The sequence below is a fragment of the Nonomuraea sp. NPDC003214 genome, assembly GCF_053590035.1.
This window is the reverse complement of sequence record NZ_JBSFSX010000015.1, coordinates 144562-158910: the sequence shown is the minus strand read 5'-3', so window position 1 is coordinate 158910 and position 14349 is coordinate 144562. Positions and strand designations below refer to the sequence as shown.

Genomic DNA, 14349 nt, shown 5'->3' with positions numbered 1-14349 from the left:
TCCCGCTTAGGTAACCGGCGATTGCCAGGTTAGCTCCTTACTCCAGGGCGCTGTCACGTGGCTCGGGAAGAGCGCCGCCAGCTCACTCCTGCCCTCGTCGGTGAGGGTCAGCGCGCGGGGCGCCGCGCCCTGCCGGAACCAGCCGCGTTCCAGCAGCACCGCCGTGACCGCCGCGCCGAGCGCGCCGCCGAGATGGGGCCGCCGCTCGGTCCAGTCGAGGCATTCCGGGGCGAAGCGCCGCCTGGTCGCGCGCGCCCCGGCCACGTGCACGCCGATCCCGGCCAGCAGCCGCTCCCCCTCGGCGGTGACCTCCTCCCCCGCCAGGCAGCCGCTGCCGCGCAACGCCTCCAGCAGCGCCACCCCCGCCTTCCCCGCCAGGTGGTCGTAACACGTACGCGCCTCCTCCAGCAGGCGGGCCTGCCGCGACTGGCGCAGCGACCGCACCGGCGGGCGGGCGCTGACGCGGGCCAGCACCTCCAGGACCTCGGCCACCTCCGGCCCGGACAGGCGGTAGTAGCGGTGCCGGCCCTGCTGGACCACGGTGACGAAGCCGCCGTCGAGCAGCCGCGCCAGGTGCGCGCTCGTGGTGGCGGCGCTCACCCCGGCCAGCCGGGCCAGCTCGCCCGCCGCCAGCGCGCGCCCGCCCAGCAGCGCCGTCAGGATGGCCGCCCGGGTGGGGTCGGCGATCAGCGCCGCCACGGGGGCGATGTCGGCGTCACGAACGGTGTGGTCAGCAGCCATACCGTGACGTTAGCCCACCCATCCTTCGCCGCCGGACGAAGCAATAGGCTCGCGACCGTGACAACTGAGGCAAAGGTCGCGCTCGTCACGGGCGCGTCGCGGGGGCTCGGCGCGGTCATCGCGCGCAGGCTGGCGGGCGACGGCTGGACCGTCGCGGTGAACTACCGCTCCGACCACGACGGAGCCGAGCGGGTGGCGGACGGGATCCGGGCCGCGGGCGGCCGGGCGGAGACGTTCGCCGCCGACGTGACCGACGAGGAGTCGACCCGCGCGCTGGCCGAGACCGTCGCCGGGCGGCTCGGGCCGGTCGGCGCGCTCGTGCTCAACGCCACCGGGCCGCAGCCCGAGGTGCCGATCGAGGACCTGACCTGGCAGGACCACCTCGACCAGCTCACGTTCTTCGTCAAGAGCCCCACCCTGCTCGTACGGGCCTTCCTGCCCGGATGGAAGGAGCGCGGCGGCGGCCGGGTGATCCAGATCGGCTCCGACGTGGTCGACCGCGCGCTGCCCCGCATGTCCGCCTACATCGCGGCCAAGGCGGCGCAGCAGGCGCTCACCCGCTCCTGGGCCCGCGAGCTCGGCCCGCACGGCGTCACCGTCAACCTCGTCGCCCCCGGCTGGATCCCGGTCGAGCGCCACGCGGGCCTGGAGGTGGACGAGTACCTGGCCGAGGTGCCGCTGGGCCGCATGGGCACCCCCGGCGACATCGCCGGAGCGGTCTGCTTCCTCGCCTCGGACGCGGCCGCGTTCATCACGGGCGAGCGCGTCACCGTCAACGGCGGGCACACGTAGACCCCCGGTCGCCGTCAACGGCGGGCACGCTTAGACCCCCGGTTGCCATCAACGGCGGGCACGCTTAGACCCCCGGTTGAACGTCCGGCGGCCAGGATCGGGCCATGACCGATTCCGCGACGAACCCCGCGATCGCCGTGGCCGAGGCCGCCGACCGCTGCCTGGCCCTGGCCGCCACCTGGCTCGCCTGGGACGGCAGGCCGATCGTCACCGAGGGCCTGTGGACCCCCGCCAAGGCCGCCCGCCGCATCCAGGACCACCTCGTCGACCACCTGGCCGAGGTGGAGGCGCTGCTGGCGGGCGAGCCGCCGCTCGACACCCCCTGGCACGGGCGGACCGTGACGCTCGACTCCGACTGGGCCCGCTTCACCGAGCTCGACCTGGACGAGGCACGCGCCCGCTGGCCCCGCCTGGCCCAGGCGTACGTGCACCGCTACGCCACCGCCCCCAGCGCCTGGGACACCCCGCGCGACCCGAACTGGACGCTGCGTGAGATCGCCGCCCACGTCGCCGGGATCACCTGGTACGCCGAGCAGGTCGGAGCGCTCCGGTTTGGGGAGTCGGCGAGTTTTCGCTAGAGTTCTCTCGTCGCCCGGCACCGGCCGGGCGGGCGCGGAAGTGGCTCAGTGGTAGAGCATCACCTTGCCAAGGTGAGGGTCGCGGGTTCGAATCCCGTCTTCCGCTCCAAGGACGATTAGCTCAGCGGGAGAGCGCTTCCCTGACACGGAAGAGGTCACTGGTTCAATCCCAGTATCGTCCACACGGTCAACTTTTCAAATGGCGCACCGGCCCGCCACGGCGGATGCTGGGGTGCATGAGCGGCGATGAACCCAGCGACCTGATCCGCAGCGTGTCACGCGCACTGCGCGTGCTGGAGGAGGTCGCCCAGTCCGACCGGCCGCTGACGGTCAAGGTGATCGCCCGCCGGTGCGGGCTCAACCTCTCCACCTCCTATCATCTGGTCCGCACGCTCTGCTACGAGGGCTACCTGCTCCGGCTGCCCAGCGGCGACTATCTGCCCGGCCCGCAGGTGGCCGAGCGCTTCCACGAGATGCTCGGCGCGCTGGGCCGCCCGCCCAACGCCCGCGCCGTGCTCGGCCACCTGGCCGCCAGCACCGGCCACACCGCCTACCTGGCGCGGCTGACCGAGGGACGGCTGGTGGTCGCCGAGGTGGCCGAGGGCCTCTACTCGCCGTGGCTGGAGGACCTCCAGGCCGGGCTGGAGGCCGCGCCGCACGCGACCGCGCTCGGCAAGGCGCTGCTGGTCGCGCTGCCGCCCGCCGAGCGGCGCGCGATCCTCGAGGAGTCGGGGCTGCGCCGCTTCACCTCCCGCACACCCGCCACCGCCGACGACGTGGAGAAGGAGTTGTACGGGCTGCGTCCCGGGCAGGTGGTGGAGGAGCACGGCCAGTACCGGGAAGAGGTGGCGTGCGCGGCCATCACCGTGCCCGTGCCGACCGGCGGCGAGGGTGACTGCCGGTGGACCCTCGGGATCTCCACGCTCGGCCTGGAGATCCCGCCATGGGCGCCGTCCGTGCTGCGGGAGGCCGCCAGGGACCTGGGAGGCAAGGATCCGTGAAGGTGATCGTCGTGGGGGCGGCGGGCGTGATCGGGCGGGGCGTGCTGCGGGTGTGCCTGGCCGACGACCGCGTCGGGGCGGTGCTCGCCGTCTCCCGCGTCCCCATCGGGGAGCGGCATCCCAAGCTGCGCGAGCTCGTGCGCCCCGATCTGTCCGACCTCGCGCCCGTACGGGACGCGCTGGCGGGCCACGACGCCTGCTTCTGCTGCCCGGAGGGTTCTCCGGCGGACGTCGCCCTGGCCGCCGGGACGGCGCTGGCGGAGGTCGCCCCGGGGTCGGCGTTCCTGTACGTGTCGGGCGCGGAGGACGGGGATCCGGCCGAGGAGGCGCTGCTGGCGCTGCCGCTGCGGGCCTACATCTTCCGGCCCGGGTATGTGCCCGGGCATGTGCCGCGCGAGGGGCCCGGGTATGCACAGCCCATGCACGGCGGCGTCGCGCGCACCCGCCTGCACCGGCCGGCCTACGTGGCCGCGGCGCCGTTCCGCCTGCTGCTGCGCCTCCTGCGCCCGGCGGCGGCGGTCACCACGGCCGAGCAGCTCGGGCGGGCTATGATCGCCGTTGCCGAACGGGGGGCTCCGCGGCGGGTCCTCACGGCGGCCGACATCGACGCCTGGTGAACCGCCGGAATAAACAGGCAGCCTCGATTGCTGAGCTGGCTGTTGAAACTTCAACAGTATGGGCTGGTGACCAATATGCAGTTCGGGATCTTCAGTGTCGGCGACGTGACCACCGACCCGACGACGGGCCGCACCCCGACCGAGGCGGAGCGGATCCAGGCGATGGTGACGATCGCGCTCAAGGCCGAGGAGGTCGGGCTCGACGTGTTCGCCACCGGCGAGCACCACAACCCGCCGTTCGTGCCGTCCTCCCCCACGACCATGCTCGGCTACATCGCCGCCAGGACCGAGCGGCTGCAGCTGTCCACCGCCACCACGCTGATCACGACCAACGACCCGGTCAAGATCGCCGAGGACTACTCGATGCTGCAGCACCTGTCCGGAGGCCGGGTCGACCTCATGATGGGCCGCGGAAACACCGGGCCCGTCTACCCCTGGTTCGGCCAGGACATCCGCCAGGGCATCCCGCTCGCCATCGAGAACTACGCGCTGCTCCACCGGCTGTGGCGCGAGGACGTCGTGGACTGGGAGGGCCGCTTCCGCACCCCGCTGCAGGGCTTCACGTCCACGCCCCGGCCGCTCGACGGCGTGCCGCCGTTCGTGTGGCACGGCTCGATCCGCAGCCCGGAGATCGCCGAGCAGGCCGCCTACTACGGTGACGGGTTCTTCGCCAACAACATCTTCTGGCCGAAGGAGCACTTCGTCCGGCTCATCACCCTCTACCGGCAGCGCTACGCCCACTACGGGCACGGCACCCCGGAACAGGCCATCGTCGGGCTCGGCGGCCAGGTGTTCATGCGCAAGAACTCGCAGGACGCCGTGCGCGAGTTCCGGCCGTACTTCGACAACGCCCCCGTGTACGGTCACGGGCCGTCGCTGGAGGAGTTCACCGCCGAGACGCCGCTGACCGTGGGCAGCCCGCAGCAGGTCATCGACCGGACCCTGGAGTTCCGCGAGCACTTCGGCGACTACCAGCGGCAGCTGTTCCTCATGGACCACGCGGGGCTGCCGCTCAAGACGGTCCTGGAGCAGCTCGACCTGCTCGGCGAGGAGGTCGTGCCGGTGCTGCGCGCCGAGTTCGCCAAGGGCCGCCCGGCCGAGGTGCCGGACGCGCCCAGCCACGCCTCCCTGCTGGCGGCCCGCACCGGACAGCCTTCCCAGCCCGCCCCCCGTTCGTAAAGGAGAAACCCCGATGAAGCTCGTCGTCGTCACGGCGGGACTGACCCAGCCGTCCTCCACCCGCCTGCTGGCCGACCGCCTCGCCGAGGCGGCCGGGCGGCGGCTCGGCGGCGCCACGCCGCGCGTCGTCGAGCTGCGGGAGCTGGCGGTGGACATCGCCAACAACTTCGTCACCGGCTTCGCCGGGGCCCGGCTGCGCTCGGCGCTGGACGCCGTGGCCGAGGCCGACGGGGTCATCGCGGTCACGCCGGTGTTCAGCGCGTCCTACAGCGGGCTGTTCAAGTCGTTCTTCGACCTGCTGGACCAGGACGCGCTGGCGGGCACGCCGGTGCTCATCGCCGCCACCGGCGGCACCGCGCGGCACTCGCTGGCGCTGGAGCACGCGCTCCGGCCGCTGTTCGCCTACCTGCGCGCCGTGGTCGTGCCCACGGCGGTGTACGCGGCGTCGGAGGACTGGGGCGGCACCGGCGACGCCTACACCGGCGGCCTGCCGGACCGCATCACCCGCGCGTCGGGCGAGCTGGCCGACCTCATGCTCCGCGTGGCCCCCGCGCGGGAGCCGAAGGCCGGGCAGGCCGAGGACGTGAGCGGGCCGCCGGAGATCGAGGAGGTCGTCCCGTTCGAGCAGCAGCTCGCGGCGGTCCGCCAGGGATAGGCCCGTAGATCGCCCGACATTTCCGGCTATCGCGTCCGGGTCTGCGGGCGATCGGCAGCGTGTACCGGTGATCGGGCGGGGCTTCAGGGGCGGGGCTTCAGCGGCGGATCTGCCGCAGGATGGACTCGTCGGTGATCGCGTTGTCGCGGGCGAGCAGGAACGCCTTGCTGAGGATCTCCGCCAGCCGGCCGTCCTCCTCGAACGGCAGGAACTGCCTGCCCGTGGCCCGGCGGGCGACCACGCACAGGTAGACGTCGCCCGGCTCCATGAAGACGGCGCCGCTGCTCAGATGGATGCGGTAGGTGCGCAGGTCGCCGCGGACGATCAGCTGCCGGTCGGCCAGCTCGCAGCGGCCGGCGATCGCGGTGCGCGGCAGGATGCGGGCGAGCGCGTCGCGGCGCACCTCCGCCGACGGGGGCAGCTCGGCGTCCGGCAGCGTGCGCCAGTAGGCGCGGTGCCGCTCGCCGCCCCGGCCCGACCAGCCCGGATCGGCGCCGATCGAGGTGACGGCGACGAACAGGTCCACGTCACGCATGGCCTCGCTGAACACCAGCGGCGGCACCTCGGCCAGTGGCGCCTCCGCCCAGCGGCGGCCCGCGCGCCGTTCGAAGCGGACCGCGCCGGTCGAGGCCACCAGCTCGCCGCCCTCGCGCCCGGCCGACACGTAGCGGAAGCGCGCCCGCCAGGCTCCCTCGGCCAGCTCCTTGCGGGCGTCGGCCTCGTCGTAGTGGTGCAGCCACTCGGCCTGCCAGCCGCGCTCCTTGACCAGGGCGTAGAGGCGGTCGTGGACGACGAGGTGGGCGGCGAACCGCTCGGAGCGGGGCGAGGTCTCCAGCTCGGCCGGGGTGAGGAGGTAGACCTCGCGGAACGCCTGCTTGAACGGCTGGCGCAGCTGCCGCGCCGTCACCGTTTCGCGCCACTCGCGCACCTCGTCCAGGGAGGCGCGGGCCGGATGCCACAGCCGGACGCGGTCCCCCACCGGCTCGGACTCTCCGGGCAGGAAGGACTCGCCCGGCAGGAAGGGCTTGCCGTCGCCGCTCTGCCAGATCAGGGCGCGGGTGACGGCCCCGGTGATCGGGTGGTCGCGGTAGTGGCGGGCCCACTCCTCGTACGGCCACGAACGGTCGACGGTGAACAGGGACTCCAGGCGGGCCCGCTCGGCCGACAGGGTGCGGCGGACCTCCTTGGCCACGGCCTTGATCTCGGCCGCGAGCTCGGGGCCGCCGCCGAGGTCACCGGGCAAACTCCGGCGGACCGTGCCGTCGTCGGAGCGGGCGGAGACGCGTACGGTCCGGGCGTCCTCGACCGCGAGCGTGACCGTCCACGGGGCGCACCGCCACGAGCGGGTGCCGTCGGCGGCCAGCCCGTGCGCGGGGACGGCGCGCTCGACGAGCTGGGCGGCGGTGATGCCGTCGCGGGCCGCCGCCGTGGTGAGGGCCGCGTCGATCTGCTTGTGCAGCGCCCGGCTCCTGACCGTCCGCTGGAGGTGGCGCAGCGCCTCGACCGCGCCGTCGCACTCGGCCATCGCGTGGACGGCCGCGCCGGCCAGCTTGAGATCCATCACCACCTCACGCCCGCCGCCCGCCGCGGCCTCCGCCAGCCGGGCCAGCGCCGCCACAGCCCCGTCGACGCCGGTGAGCGCCGCCGCCCAGGCGAAACCCCGGGCCATGTCGCTGTTGACCTCGACCCGCAGCAGCCGGACGTGCCCGGCGGGCACCGGGCCGTCGAACGCGCGCACCGCCGCCGCCACCAGCTCCGCCGCGCCGTCGGCCGCCAGCAGGTCCACGGCGCGGGCACGCCACGCCTTCGTCGGCCGCGGGCTGCCCGCCTCCGCCAGATGCTCCACCAGCTCCACCAGGTGCGGAGCCGGCGAACCGCCCAGGTGGGCGCGGACCAGGGCGCCCCAGCCGTCGAGGCCCAGCGGCAGGGGCGGCGCCTCCGGGTTGACCGGAGCCAGCGCCCGCTGCACCAGCCGGCTCTCCTGCCCGCCCAGGTAGAAGCGTCCCGTCTCGTCGATCAGCCGCTCGGCCACCGCCCACAGCCCCGCCCGCCGCTCCGGGGGGAACGCGGCGGCGCGCTCGCCCAGCAGCGGGATCCACTCCAGGTCGCGCCAGCCGCTGCCGCCCCTGCCGACCGCCTCGCACAGCTCCGTCAGCTCCTCGACGCTCCACCCGTCGGACCGGGTGAACGCCAGCGTGAACTCCTCGCTGTGGTCGTCGGCCGTCAGCCGGGCGAGGGCGAGCGCCGCCCGGCGGCACGTCTCGTGGTCCGCCTCGCGCAGCTCCGCCGCCACCGCGCGGCGCACCGGCCTCACCCGGTCGCGCAGCTTCTCCCGTACGTCGTGCGCGGTCAGCGGGAGCGCAGCCATCTCCCGGTCATGGGCGGCCAGCTCGTCGAGCGAGGGAATCATGCGGCCGATCCTGCCGTACCGCACCGACAATCCACCCCTCCAGGCGAACCTCCCCACCGGGGCCCGGCCCCGTACGGAAAGAGCCGCCCCTGGTGACCGCCTGAGGGCCCTCCCGGTGGGGTGGCGGCTCCTGGAGAGCGGAGGGCCCCCGCCCAGCGCCGGTCACCGCACGGGGTGGACCCTCGCCCGGGTCGGCCCCGGCCCGGGGATGGCCGACCGCCCGGGAACACCCCCCGCACGGGGAGCTCCCGGTCGGGGCGGGTTCTCTGAGCGGCGGGCAGGCCATGCGGTGGGGGCGGGCGGCGGCGGCCCGAGGCGCGGGCGGGGCGGACGAGGTGCCCCGGCGGCCGGGGCGGGGTGGGTCAGCGGAGGAAGGCGGCGGGGACGCCGGCGTCGACCGGGATGTGGAGGCCCGTGGTGACGCTGAGGTCGCCGGACGTGAGGGCCAGGACGGCGGCGGCGACGTGCTCCGGCAGGACTTCCTGCTTGAGCAGCGTGCGCTGGGCGTAGAACTCGCCGAGCTTCTCCTCCTCGACCCCGTACACGGCGGCCCGGTTGGCGCCCCAGCCGGAGGCGAAGATGCCGGAGCCGCGGACGACGCCGTCGGGGTTGACGCCGTTGACGCGGATGCCGTGGCCGCCGAGCTCGGCGGCGAGGAGCCGTACCTGGTGGGCCTGGTCGGCCTTGGCGGCGCCGTAGGCGACGTTGTTGGGCCCGGCGAAGACGGAGTTCTTGGAGGAGATGTAGACGATGTCGCCGCCCGTGCCCTGGTCGATGAGGACGCGGGCGCTCTCGCGGGAGACGAGGAACGAGCCGCGCGCCATCACGTCGTGCTGCAGGTCCCAGTCGTCGAGGGTGGTCTCCAGGAGGGAGCGCGACAGGGACAGGCCGGCGTTGTTGACGACGAGGTCGATGCCGCCGAAGGCGAGGACGGCCTGCCGTACGGCGTCGGTGACCTGGTCCTCGGAGGTGACGTCGACGGCGACGGCGATGGCGGCGTCGGCGGGCCGGTGGGCGCGGGCGCCGAGTTCGGCGGCGACCTTCTCGGCGGCGGCGTGGTCGCGGTCGGCGACGACGACGCAGGCGCCTTCGGCGGCGAGGCGGCGGGCGGTGGCGGCGCCGATGCCGGAGCCGCCACCGGTGACGAACGCGACGCGGCCGGCGAGCGGCTTGGGCGCGGGCAGGCGGCGGAGTTTGGCCTCTTCGAGCTCCCAGTACTCGATGCGGAACTTCTCGGCCTCGTCGATGGGCCGGTACGACGACAGGGCCTCGGCCCCGCGCATCACGTTGACGGCGTTAACGTAGAACTCGCCGGCGACGCGGGCGGTCTGCTTGTCCTTGCCGAAGCTGAACATGCCGACGCCGGGCACGAGCACGATGGCCGGGTCGGCCCCCCGCATGGGCGGCGAGCCGGGCGTGGCGTGGCGGGCGTAGTAGGCGGCGTACTCCTCGCGGTAGGCGGCGTGCAGTTCGCGCAGCCTGGCCAGGGCGTCGGGCAGGGGGGCGTCGGGCGGCAGGTCGAGGACGAGCGGCGCGACCTTGGTGCGCAGGAAGTGGTCGGGGCAGGAGGTGCCGAGGGCGGCCAGGCGGGGGTGTTCGGCGCGGGACAGGAAGTCGAGCACCTCGGGGCTGTCGGTGTAGTGGCCGACCTGCCGGGCGTCGGTGCCCGCCAGGCCGCGGATCACGGGGAACAGCTCGGCGGCGCGGCGGCGGCGGGCGTCCTCGGGCAGCGGCTGGTGGACGACGGGGCCGAACGGGTCGGGGCGGCCGTGCTCGGCGATGTAGCGCTCGGCGGTGCGGATGATGTCGAGGGCGTTGGCCTGGCATTCGTCGCTGGTGGCGCCCCAGGCGGTGATGCCGTGGCCGCCGAGGACGCAGCCGATGGCGGCGGGGTTCGCCTCCTTGACGGCGGCGATGTCGAGGCCGAGCTGGAAGCCGGGCCGCCGCCAGGGCACCCACACCACGCGGTCGCCGAAGATCCGCTCGGTCAGCGCGGGCCCGTCGGCGGCGGTGGCGATGGCGATGCCGGAGTCGGGGTGCAGGTGGTCGACGTGGGCGGCGTCGACGAGGGCGTGCATGGCGGTGTCGATGGACGGGGCGGCGCCGCCCTTGCCGTGCAGGCAGTAGTCGAACGCGGCGACCATCTCGTCCTCGCGCTCGACGCCCGGGTAGACGGCGGTGAGGGCGCGGACGCGGTCGAGGCGGAGCACGGCCAGCCCGGCGGCGGTCAGCGTGCCGAGGTCGCCGCCGGAGCCCTTGACCCACATGAGCTCGACGTCGCCGCCGGTGACCGGGTCGGTGCCGGTGCCCTTGGCGGAGGCGTTGCCGCCGGCGTAGTTGGTGTTGCGCGGGTCGGAGCCGAGCGTGTGCGCCCGGGCGAGCAGTTCGTCGACGACGGTCATCAGGCTCCCCATCCTGCCTGGTTGCCGCCCACCCGATCGGCGGCGATTTTCGCGAAGTATCCGGACTTGGCGTAGGCGGCCATCGGGTCGGGCGCCAGCCCCATCTCCTCACGCAGCTCGGCCAGCAGCGGCCGCACGTCCGTGTTGTACGCGTCCATGAGCACCGCGTTCGCGCCGAGCACGTCACCGGCGCGCTGCGCGGCGGCGAGCGCGTCGCGGTCGACGAGCAGCGCCTTGGCGGTGGCCTCCTGGACGTTCATGACGGACCGGATCTGCCCGGGGATCTTCGGCTCGATGTTGTGGCACTGGTCGAGCATGAACGCGGTCCGCTCGGTGTAACCGCCGCCGCCGATCACCTCGAACATGATGCGGAACAGCTGGAACGGGTCGGCCGCCCCCACCATGAGGTCGTCGTCGGCGTAGAAGCGCGAGTTGAAGTCGAACCCGCCGAGCTTCCCCTCGCGCAGCAGGAACGCCACGATGAACTCGATGTTCGTGCCCGGCGCGTGGTGCCCGGTGTCGACGACGACCTGGGCCTTGGGCCCGAGCCTCGTGCAATGGGCGTAGGCGGTGCCCCAGTCGGGCACGTCGGTCACGTAGAAGGCGGGCTCGAACAGCTTGTACTCCAGCAGGAAGCGCTGCCCGTCGCCGAGCCGCTCGTACACGCTCGACAGGGCCTCGGCGAGCCGGTCCTGCCGGGCGCGGATGTCGTCCTGGCCGGGGTAGTTGGTGCCGTCGGAGAACCACAGTTTCAGCGTGTCGGACCCGGTCTCGTCCATGATGTCCACGCACTCCAGCAGGTGCGCCAGCGCCTTGGCGCGCACCGCCGGGTCGGGGTGGGTGACGCTGCCCAGCTTGTAGTCGTCGTCCTGGAACACGTTGGAGTTGATCGCGCCGATCCCGACGCCCAGCTCGGCGGCGTGCCGGGCCAGGTCGGCGTAGGAGTCCACCCTGTCCCACGGGATGTGCAGGGCGACGGTGGGCGCGACGCCGGTGAACCGGTGCACCTGCGCGGCGTCGGCGATCTTCTCGTACGGGTCGCGAGGGACGCCCGGTTGCGCGAAGACCTTGAACCGGGTCCCGGAGTTGCCGTAGGCCCACGAGGGGGTCTCTATCCGCTGCTTGCGCAGCGCTTCCTTGATCATCCACATCCCCGAATCAGTCCAGATGGAAGATTTCGCCGAGCCTGACCATGCTCTCGTCGGGCCGGCCTTCCTCGAAGAACGGCGCCATGTCGCGCTGCCAGCGGGTGTTCACCTCGGTGGCGGCCATCGCGCGCCGGGCGGCGGCGAAGTCGTCGGTCTCCAGGTAGCCGACGAGCAGCCCGTCGTCGCGCAGGAAGAGCGAGTAGTTGCGCCATCCGGCCTCCCGCAGCGCGTCGAGCATGCCGGGCCACACCTGCCGGTGCCGTTCCCGGTACTCGTCGAGGCGGCCGGGCCGTACGTTCAGCAGGAAGCACACCCGCTCCACGCGCGATCTCCTTCGTTAGGAACGTTTTAACCAGCCGCCTCCGGAATCTAGGTGCTGTTCTTTCCGTCGTCAATGCCTCCAGGAGCACTCTGGCGCAGATGTGATTGTTACGTTTTAATCGGGCTGTGCGATTCACGGCTGTTGATCTGGGTGCGTCCAGCGGACGGGTGATGCGGGCCGACGTGTCGGCCGGGCGGATGACGCTGACGGAGGTGCACCGCTTCCCCAACCGGCCCGTACGGGTGTCCGGGACCCTGCACTGGGACATCCTCGGCCTCTACCGGGGCGTGCTCGACGGGCTGCGGGCGGCGGGACCGGCCGAGTCCGTCGGCATCGACTCCTGGGCCGTCGACTACGGGCTGCTCGACGGCGCCGGGCGCCTGATCGGCAACCCGGTGCACTACCGCGACGCGCGCACCGCCGGCGTCACCGCGCGGGTGGACCCGTACGAGGTGACGGGGGTGCAGTTCCTGCCGTTCAACACGGTCAACCAGCTGCTGCGCGAGCGCCTCGACGGGGCCGCGACGATGCTGATGATCCCGGACCTGCTCGGCTACTGGCTGACCGGGACGATCGGGGCCGAGCGGACGAACGCCTCCACGACCGGCCTGTACGACGTGAGGCGGCGCGACTGGGCGTGGGACCTGATCGACACGCTGGGCCTGCCGCGCCGGATCTTCCCGGCCATCTCCGCGGACGGCGGCGCCGCGCTGCTGGACGACGTGGCCGGGGAGGTCGGCTATCAGACCCGGGTGGTCAGGGTCGCCTCGCACGACACCGCCTCCGCCGTGGTGGCCGTGCCCGCCGAGACCTCCCGGTTCGCCTACATCTCGTGCGGCACCTGGTCGCTGGTCGGCGTGGAGCTGCCCGCGCCGGTGCTCACCGAGGAGAGCCGGCTGGCGAACTTCACCAACGAGGCGGGCGTCGACGGCACCACCCGCTACCTGCGCAACGTCATGGGCCTGTGGATCCTCCAGGAGTGCCTGCGCGTGTGGGGGAACCCGCCGCTGGAGCCGCTGCTGGCCGAGGCGGAGCGCGTCCGCGCCGAGGCGGTCGTCGACCCGGACGACCCGGCGTTCCTGCCGCCCGGCGACATGCCCGCGCGCATCGCCGATCACTGCGCGAGGACAGGGCAGCGCGCTCCGGAGGGGCGGGCGCAGGTCGTACGATGCATCCTGCGGAGCCTCGCCCTCGCCTACCGGCGGGCGATCGACGACGCGGTGCGGCTCAGCGGCCGGCCCGTCGAGGTCGTCCACCTGGTCGGCGGCGGCTCGCTCAACGAGCTGCTGTGCCGGCTGACGGCCCGGGCGACCGGGCTGCCGGTCGTCGCCGGGCCCGTCGAGGCGGCCGCGCTCGGCAACGCGCTGATGCAGGCCCGGGCGCGCGGCCTGGTCGGCGACCTGGCCGAGATGCGGGACCTGATCCGGCGCAGCGCGGGCGTGCGCACCTACGAGCCACACGGGGGCGAAGATGACCACGGTGAGCATTAAGGACGTGGCGGCCCTGGCCGGGGTGTCCCCCGGCACGGTGTCCAACGTGCTCAACCGGCCCGAGAAGGTGGCCGGCTCGACGCGCGACCGGGTGGAGACCGCGATCAGGCAGCTCGGCTTCGTCCGCCACGGCTCGGCCTCCACGCTGCGCGCCGGCCACAGCCGCACGGTCGGCCTGTCGGTGATCGACATCGGCAACCCGTTCTTCACCGACGTGGCCGCCGGGGTGGAGGACCTGGCCAGCGAGCGCGGCTACGCGGTCATCCTGGGCAACTCCTCGGGCAGCCCGGCCAAGGAGGAGCGCAACCTGCTGGTCTTCGCCGAGCAGCGGGTGCGCGGGGTGCTCATCACGCCGTCGGGCGCCGACCCGCGCCGGCTCGCCCTGCTGCGCGAGCGCGGCATCGCCGTCGTGCTGGTCGACCACCCGGCCGAGCGGCCCGACCAGTGCGCGGTCGCGGTCAACGACGTCGCCGGCGGCTCCCTGGCGGTGGCGCATCTGCTGGCGGGCGGGGCCGACCGGATCGCGTACGTGTCGGGGCCCGCCTCGATCCGGCAGTGCCAGGACCGGCTGAGGGGGGCCGGGCGGGCGCTGGCGGCGGCCGGGCGCGACCCGGCGGAGCTGCGGGAGCTGGCCATGCCGGCGATGACGGCGGCGGCGGGCCAGCAGGCCGCCCTGACGCTGCTCGCCGAGGACGCGCTGCCCGACGCGCTGTTCTGCGCCAACGACCTGCTGGCGCTCGGCGTGCTGCGCGGGCTGCTCCAGGCGGGGGTGCGGGTGCCCGCCGACGTGTCGCTGATCGGCTATGACGACATCGACTTCGCCTCGGCGTCCGCGGTGTCGCTGAGCTCGATCCGGCAGCCGACCTACCAGCTCGGCCGGGCGGCGACCGAGCTGCTGCTGGACGAGTGCGACAACCCGGCCACGCACGCCCACCAGCAGGTCATGTTCCAGCCGGACCTCGTCGTGCGGGAGTCCACGCGGTAGCTTGGGACATAAGCGGAGCAACGGGGTGA

The 14349-nt window shown here is 73.7% G+C and carries 13 protein-coding genes and 2 tRNA genes; 10 read left to right on the top strand and 5 right to left on the bottom strand.

The annotated features are described in order from the left end of the window. Window positions 1-6: 6 nt before the first annotated feature. On the bottom strand, window positions 7-741 hold the full coding sequence (locus tag ACWDXC_RS37285; protein ID WP_449990268.1) for an ArsR/SmtB family transcription factor: 735 nt from the start codon (window positions 739-741) through the stop codon (window positions 7-9). 57 nt (window positions 742-798) lie between these two features. Here ACWDXC_RS37285 and ACWDXC_RS37280 point away from each other — a divergent pair, with 57 nt between their 5' ends. The 8 genes from ACWDXC_RS37280 to ACWDXC_RS37245 all read left to right on the top strand — a co-directional run bounded on the left by ACWDXC_RS37280 (window position 799) and on the right by ACWDXC_RS37245 (window position 5563). Next, window positions 799-1533, top strand: coding sequence for an SDR family oxidoreductase (locus tag ACWDXC_RS37280; protein WP_449990265.1), 735 nt, complete (start codon window positions 799-801; stop codon window positions 1531-1533). Between the two features lie 104 nt (window positions 1534-1637). Then, on the top strand, window positions 1638-2111 hold the full coding sequence (locus tag ACWDXC_RS37275) for a hypothetical protein (protein ID WP_449990263.1): 474 nt from the start codon (window positions 1638-1640) through the stop codon (window positions 2109-2111). Window positions 2112-2145: 34 nt separating this feature from the next. Beyond that, a tRNA-Gly gene (locus ACWDXC_RS37270) sits at window positions 2146-2220 on the top strand. Window position 2221: 1 nt separating this feature from the next. Further along, window positions 2222-2293: transfer RNA gene (locus ACWDXC_RS37265), tRNA-Val, on the top strand. A gap of 54 nt (window positions 2294-2347) precedes the next feature. Then, on the top strand, window positions 2348-3112 hold the full coding sequence (locus ACWDXC_RS37260; protein ID WP_449990260.1) for an IclR family transcriptional regulator: 765 nt from the start codon (window positions 2348-2350) through the stop codon (window positions 3110-3112). After that, complete coding sequence (locus tag ACWDXC_RS37255; RefSeq protein WP_449990258.1) at window positions 3109-3729, top strand: epimerase; 621 nt, start codon at window positions 3109-3111, stop codon at window positions 3727-3729. The genes ACWDXC_RS37260 and ACWDXC_RS37255 overlap by 4 nt, the downstream gene beginning before the upstream one ends. A 75-nt stretch (window positions 3730-3804) precedes the next feature. Beyond that, a complete protein-coding gene (locus ACWDXC_RS37250; protein ID WP_449990325.1) occupies window positions 3805-4908 on the top strand; it encodes an LLM class flavin-dependent oxidoreductase in 1104 nt (367 codons plus the stop codon). A 13-nt stretch (window positions 4909-4921) separates the two neighbouring features. Further along, window positions 4922-5563, top strand: coding sequence for an FMN reductase (locus ACWDXC_RS37245; protein ID WP_449990256.1), 642 nt, complete (start codon window positions 4922-4924; stop codon window positions 5561-5563). 97 nt (window positions 5564-5660) lie between these two features. Here ACWDXC_RS37245 and ACWDXC_RS37240 read toward each other — a convergent pair whose 3' ends face one another. From ACWDXC_RS37240 to ACWDXC_RS37225, 4 genes are all read right to left on the bottom strand, one after another. Further along, a complete protein-coding gene (locus ACWDXC_RS37240; RefSeq protein WP_449990253.1) occupies window positions 5661-7973 on the bottom strand; it encodes a DUF4132 domain-containing protein in 2313 nt (770 codons plus the stop codon). A gap of 362 nt (window positions 7974-8335) precedes the next feature. Continuing rightward, complete coding sequence (locus ACWDXC_RS37235) at window positions 8336-10375, bottom strand: bifunctional aldolase/short-chain dehydrogenase (protein WP_449990250.1); 2040 nt, start codon at window positions 10373-10375, stop codon at window positions 8336-8338. Further along, window positions 10375-11520, bottom strand: coding sequence for an L-rhamnose isomerase (gene rhaI, locus ACWDXC_RS37230; protein WP_449990247.1), 1146 nt, complete (start codon window positions 11518-11520; stop codon window positions 10375-10377). Before rhaI ends, ACWDXC_RS37235 begins: the two co-directional genes overlap by 1 nt. 13 nt (window positions 11521-11533) lie before the next feature. After that, window positions 11534-11845 carry an L-rhamnose mutarotase gene (locus tag ACWDXC_RS37225; protein ID WP_364181786.1) on the bottom strand — a complete coding sequence of 104 codons (312 nt, stop codon included), beginning with the start codon at window positions 11843-11845 and terminating at the stop codon, window positions 11534-11536. 170 nt (window positions 11846-12015) lie between these two features. Here ACWDXC_RS37225 and ACWDXC_RS37220 point away from each other — a divergent pair, with 170 nt between their 5' ends. Then, entirely contained in the window at window positions 12016-13335 is a 1320-nt protein-coding gene (locus tag ACWDXC_RS37220) for a rhamnulokinase (protein ID WP_449990322.1), read from the top strand. Then, the gene (locus ACWDXC_RS37215) at window positions 13316-14320 is read left to right on the top strand and encodes a LacI family DNA-binding transcriptional regulator (RefSeq protein ID WP_449990244.1); all 1005 of its coding nucleotides are present in this window, start codon (window positions 13316-13318) and stop codon (window positions 14318-14320) included. The genes ACWDXC_RS37220 and ACWDXC_RS37215 overlap by 20 nt, the downstream gene beginning before the upstream one ends. Window positions 14321-14349 lie beyond the last annotated feature (29 nt).

Coding starts and splice junctions, on each gene's coding strand:
- ACWDXC_RS37285 (WP_449990268.1), bottom strand. CDS start 741: ATGGCTGCTGACCACACCGTTCGTGACGCCGACATCGCCCCCGTGGCG.
- ACWDXC_RS37275 (WP_449990263.1), top strand. CDS start 1,638: ATGACCGATTCCGCGACGAACCCCGCGATCGCCGTGGCCGAGGCCGCC.
- ACWDXC_RS37260 (WP_449990260.1), top strand. CDS start 2,348: ATGAGCGGCGATGAACCCAGCGACCTGATCCGCAGCGTGTCACGCGCA.
- ACWDXC_RS37250 (WP_449990325.1), top strand. CDS start 3,805: ATGCAGTTCGGGATCTTCAGTGTCGGCGACGTGACCACCGACCCGACG.
- ACWDXC_RS37245 (WP_449990256.1), top strand. CDS start 4,922: ATGAAGCTCGTCGTCGTCACGGCGGGACTGACCCAGCCGTCCTCCACC.
- ACWDXC_RS37240 (WP_449990253.1), bottom strand. CDS start 7,973: ATGATTCCCTCGCTCGACGAGCTGGCCGCCCATGACCGGGAGATGGCT.
- ACWDXC_RS37235 (WP_449990250.1), bottom strand. CDS start 10,375: ATGACCGTCGTCGACGAACTGCTCGCCCGGGCGCACACGCTCGGCTCC.
- rhaI (WP_449990247.1), bottom strand. CDS start 11,520: ATGATCAAGGAAGCGCTGCGCAAGCAGCGGATAGAGACCCCCTCGTGG.
- ACWDXC_RS37220 (WP_449990322.1), top strand. CDS start 12,016: ATGCGGGCCGACGTGTCGGCCGGGCGGATGACGCTGACGGAGGTGCAC.
- ACWDXC_RS37215 (WP_449990244.1), top strand. CDS start 13,316: ATGACCACGGTGAGCATTAAGGACGTGGCGGCCCTGGCCGGGGTGTCC.